The 4,566-nt window shown below is 68.5% G+C and carries 4 protein-coding genes; all 4 read left to right on the top strand.

Annotated features, from left to right (window positions below):
* Positions 1 to 163: 163 nt before the first annotated feature.
* From ACFV9M_RS41790 to ACFV9M_RS41775, 4 genes are read left to right on the top strand one after another with little or no spacing between them, the layout of a single operon-like run.
* The gene (locus ACFV9M_RS41790) at positions 164 to 1,285 is read left to right on the top strand and encodes a tyrosine-type recombinase/integrase (protein WP_385079733.1); all 1,122 of its coding nucleotides are present in this window, start codon (positions 164 to 166) and stop codon (positions 1,283 to 1,285) included.
* Entirely contained in the window at positions 1,285 to 1,626 is a 342-nt protein-coding gene (locus ACFV9M_RS41785) for a helix-turn-helix domain-containing protein (protein ID WP_385079730.1), read from the top strand. Before ACFV9M_RS41790 ends, ACFV9M_RS41785 begins: the two co-directional genes overlap by 1 nt.
* Positions 1,623 to 4,049, top strand: coding sequence for a site-specific integrase (locus ACFV9M_RS41780; protein WP_385079728.1), 2,427 nt, complete (start codon positions 1,623 to 1,625; stop codon positions 4,047 to 4,049). Before ACFV9M_RS41785 ends, ACFV9M_RS41780 begins: the two co-directional genes overlap by 4 nt.
* A 25-nt stretch (positions 4,050 to 4,074) precedes the next feature.
* Positions 4,075 to 4,500, top strand: a complete 426-nt coding sequence (locus tag ACFV9M_RS41775; protein WP_385079726.1) for a nucleotidyltransferase domain-containing protein — start codon at positions 4,075 to 4,077, stop codon at positions 4,498 to 4,500.
* Positions 4,501 to 4,566: the final 66 nt, after the last annotated feature.

Genomic DNA, 4,566 nt, shown 5'->3' with positions numbered 1-4,566 from the left:
AACCCTCGGGAATTGCATCAGACGGGCGAGAAACTGCAGGTTGCGAGGTCAGAACAGCGTCCGGTTATGACTCCACCCTCCTACAACTTGGCGGCCTGAGCTGGGAGTTTGGTGATCAGATCCCATCTGATGCAGGATTTGCCCTCTGGGAGGGAGGGCGGAAGTGGGTCTTCAGCGACGTGCCAACCTGGCGGGGGCGGCTCATCTGGAGCTGGTCTCCGGGGTGGTCCAGCTGCGTCCGCAGGACGCGATGGTCGAGGCGATGCTGCGGGGCTGGCGGGCTCAGCAGGCCGCCCGCGGGCTTCGCGAGGACACGGTCACCGCCCGGGAACGGCTCATACGTCGGTTTGTGGAGTACACCAACGAATACCCGTGGGCCTGGACGCCCGGCCACGTGGATGAGTGGTCGCTATGGCTGACCAGCGAGAAGCACCTCGCGCCGTCCACGATCCGCAGCTACCAGGGCAGCCTGCGCCTGTTCAGCGAGTTTCTGATCGACGGCCGTTACGGCTGGGCGGTGGCCTGCGAGGACGCCTTCGGCACTCACCCGGTGGCCATCTGCCACGAGTGGAACACCATCGCCCACCTCAACGACTACGAGGGCCGCCCCGAGGCGAGGCCCTTCACCCGCGAGGAGATCCAGCGCTTCCTCGACTACGCCGACGACCAGGTCGATCGGGCGGTCCGGGCCAAGCGCAAGGGAGCCCTCGCCGCCTACCGCGACGCCACCCTCTTCAAGGTCATCTACGGGTGGGGGCTGCGCCGGACCGAAACATCGAAGCTAGATGTGGTCGACTTCGGGCGGAATGCGAAGGCGCCGCAGTTCGGCCGGTACGGCACGCTGAACGTCCGCTACGGCAAGGCCAAGAAGGGCCAGCCGCCCCGGCGTCGCAACGTGCTGTCGGTGATGGACTGGGCGGTGGAGGCGGTCGCGGACTATGTGGAGAACGTGCGGCCGCGGTTCGGCTGCGAGGACCACCCCGCGTTGTGGGTGACCGAGCGGGGCGGCCGGGTCAAGCCGGCCGAGATCAACGCCCGGTTCGTCGCCTACCGCGACGCCCTCAAGCTCCCGAAGGAGCTGACCGTCCACTCCGCTCGCCACGCCTACGTCACCCATCTCACGGAGGACGGGGTCGACCGGCGGTTTCTCCAGCAGCAAGTCGGTCACGAGAATGACAGCTCCACCGCTATCTACACGCACGTCAGCGACGACTTCATGAGCACCATGCTCCACAGGGCACTTGCGCCCGCGCTCGCCCCGACCTCCGCAGACAAGGACCGCTGATGGCCGCCAAGCTCGACTACCAATGGCACCTGCGCAAGGTCATGGCCGACCGCGGGCTCTTCTCCACCACCGACCTCATCCCGCTGCTGGAGGAACGCGGCATCACCCTGTCGTCCAGCCAGGTCTACCGGCTCGTCGTCGAACGCCCCGAACGGCTCAGCCTGAAGATCCTCATGGCCCTGCTCGACATCCTCGACTGCACCATGGACGACCTCATCGAGCCCGTGGCCGCAGCCGGTGCCGGATCAACCACACGGACAAAGAAGGCCGTTGGCGCCGAGACCGGTGTCGGTGACCTGCGGCCCAAGCGGGCCCGCATCCGCGGTGTCGAGCGGCCGTGACCGCACCCAGGCACCCCGAGCGGGCCGTCTCCGATCCGCTCGGGCTGATCGTGGACCTGGTCGCGGCCGTCGAACACCGACTGGAGCCCGACCGGATCCGCGCCGTGGTCACCGGCGTCGCGGGCGGCCGCGCGAAGGCACGCCGCCTCGCCGCGCATCTGGCCGAGCATCCCAGCGTGCTGGGCGACGGACGCTCTCCGGCGCCCAGGGCGGTCGGCGACCTGCTCATCGCCCTGCGCGAGGCCGGAGCCCAGGCCATCTCGCCGCCGTGCTGCGCCGAGTGCGGCAGACAGATGCGAACCCTCCAGCGACACGGCCAGGACTGGTACTGCTGGAACTGCGGACCGCAACCCGAGTCCTGTGCTGCCTGCGGAAACACCCGTCGGGTCGCTACGCGGGACCGGGCCGGGCGGCCGCGATGCGCCAAGTGCCCGGACTCCGACGGACGCGATCCCATCGCGGTGATCAGCGCCCTGATCGCCGAACTGGATCCGCACGCAGGGCGGGAAGTGATCGCCGACGCGGTCCGCCGGTCGGCACCCCGCCCTTCCTACCAGCAGAAGCTCGCCTGGGCTCTGGAAGCCAACCCCGCCCTGCTGACCGGGGACGGCCACCTCGCACCCCACCGCGCGATCCTCCGGTTGATCGACCTGCTGCACGCGGCCGGCGTCGCCGGGATCGTCCGGCCGTCCTGCCCGGTCTGCCACAGAGCCGTACGCATCGACAAGCCCCTAGACGGACAGCGAGTCTGTCGCACCTGCATCTCCCACTCCCGCATCGAGGAGTGCTCAGGCTGCGGAGCCCGCCGCGAGCCGGCCACCCGCGACGAACAGGGCCGACCGCTGTGTCCAAACTGCCTGGTCAACGACCCAGCAAACCTCGAGACCTGCATCAACTGCGGCAGACGGAAGGTCGTGAACACCCGCACGCCGGTCGGTCCGCTCTGTTCCAGCTGTCCCTCCCTGCCCACCGCGACGTGCAGCATCTGCGGCGAGGAGAGGCCCTGCGGCACCTCCCGGACCACGGGCCGGCCGTGGTGCCCGGACTGCCAGCGTCGCTCAGCACCATGCTCGGTCTGTCGAGGTGTTGCGGCGGTCGTCTCCGGGACCCTCGACCAGCCTCTTTGCGCTGACTGCACCGCCCCTGAGGTCTGGCACACCTGCCCCACCTGCAGCGATCCCGACTACCCGCACCCTGGCCAGTGCGCCCGCTGTCTCATCAACCGGCGCCTGGGCGAGCTGCTGGGTCCCCCGTCCGATGCCCTCCACCCTGGCCTCGAAGCCCTTCGGCACAACATCGCCACCACCGAGCACCCCATCACCGCCAGACGCTGGCTGAACAAGCCGTCCGTCTCCCCGGTCCTGTCCGACCTCGCGGCCGGCCGGCGAGCCCTGACCCACGAGGCCCTCGACGAACTGCCCGACAGCCCGCCCCTCGCCCACCTCCGCCAAGTCCTCGTCGGCGTCGGTGCTCTGCCCGAGCGCGACGAGTACATGGTCCGCCTCGAACGCTTCCTCACCGGCCTCCTCGCATCCCAGCCGGACCCTGAACATCGCAAAGTTCTGCACCGGTACACGATCTGGCACCTGGTCCGGCGGCTTCGTCAACGTAACAACGGCCGCCCTCTTACCCCGCAGCAGTTCATGTCCGCACGTCAACGCACCCACGCGGCCGTCGCCTTCCTGAACTGGCTCACAGCCCACGACTTCACCCTGGAGACATGCCGACAGGCCGACCTCGACCAGTGGCTCACCGACGACTTGGCCACCTACCGCCAGACGGCCGGGCACTTCATCCGCTGGGCCCGCACCAACAAGCTCACCACCGTCCACGTCCCCGCCGTCCGCTGGAATGGCCCCACCCAGCCACTCGACGACGAACATCGCTGGAACACCGCACGCCGGCTCCTGCACGACGACACCCTCAAGCCCGAAGACCGCCTCGCCGGGCTGCTTCTCCTCCTCTATGCCCAAGCACCGTCGGCAATCCACCGGTTGACCACCGAGGACGTCGAGGCCGGCGCTCGGGAAGTACGTCTCCACCTCGGCAATGCACCCGTTCATCTGCCCGAGCCCGTCGCCCAGCTGGCCCGCACCGTTGCCGCGAACCGCAAGGGACACGCGACCATCGGCGCCCTGACGCCGTCTCCATGGCTCTTCCCCGGCGGCCAGCCCGGACGGCCGATCAGCACCACACAGCTGACGCAACGTCTGAACAACCTCGGCATCCGACCCAACCAGGCCCGCAGCACCGCTCTCTTCCAACTCGCCACCGAGATCCCCGCCGCGATCCTCGCCCGCACCCTCGGCATCCACACCGACGTCGCCGTCGCCTGGCAACGTCTCTCCGCGGGCGACTGGGCCAACTACGCCGCGGAAGTCAGCCACCGCTACTCACCCCGGAGGCAACACGATGCACCGTGACAACCAGCCAGCGAATCTGCGACCTGTGATCTCACCGGAACGGACTGCCGAAACGAAAGAGATCATCGACCGCATCACGCGGTGGGCCGCAGGCCGCCACGACGTCGTCGGTCTCCTACTTGTCGGATCGTGCGCTCGCAATGCCGCACGGCTTGACTCCGACATCGACCTCGTCCTTCTCACGACTGACGAGTCCCAGTACTCCGACAACGCATGGGCCGTCGAGCTCGCCCTCGGCAAGCTGGTCAGAACCCAGTCGTGGGGACCGATCAGCGAACGGCGCTTTGCCACAGCGTCAGGGCTGGAGGTCGAGATCAACATCGGGTCTCCCGACTGGGCACAGACGGACCCGGTGGATCCTGGCACACGCCGAGTCGTCACCGACGGCGCCCGTCCTCTGCACGACCCGGGCACTGTCCTTGCGTCTCTGATCCGGGCCTGCCAATCGTGAAGACCCCGGCGGCAACGGCCGGCTCAAGGGGCATTCGGACAGTTCCAATACCCGACGTCACCATTA

It is taken from the genome of Streptomyces sp. NPDC059895 (genome assembly GCF_042731035.1).
Taxonomy (GTDB): Bacteria; Actinomycetota; Actinomycetes; order Streptomycetales; family Streptomycetaceae; genus Streptomyces.
The sequence above is the reverse complement of the archived record's forward strand: the minus strand, read 5'-3'. Positions and strand labels throughout refer to the sequence as shown.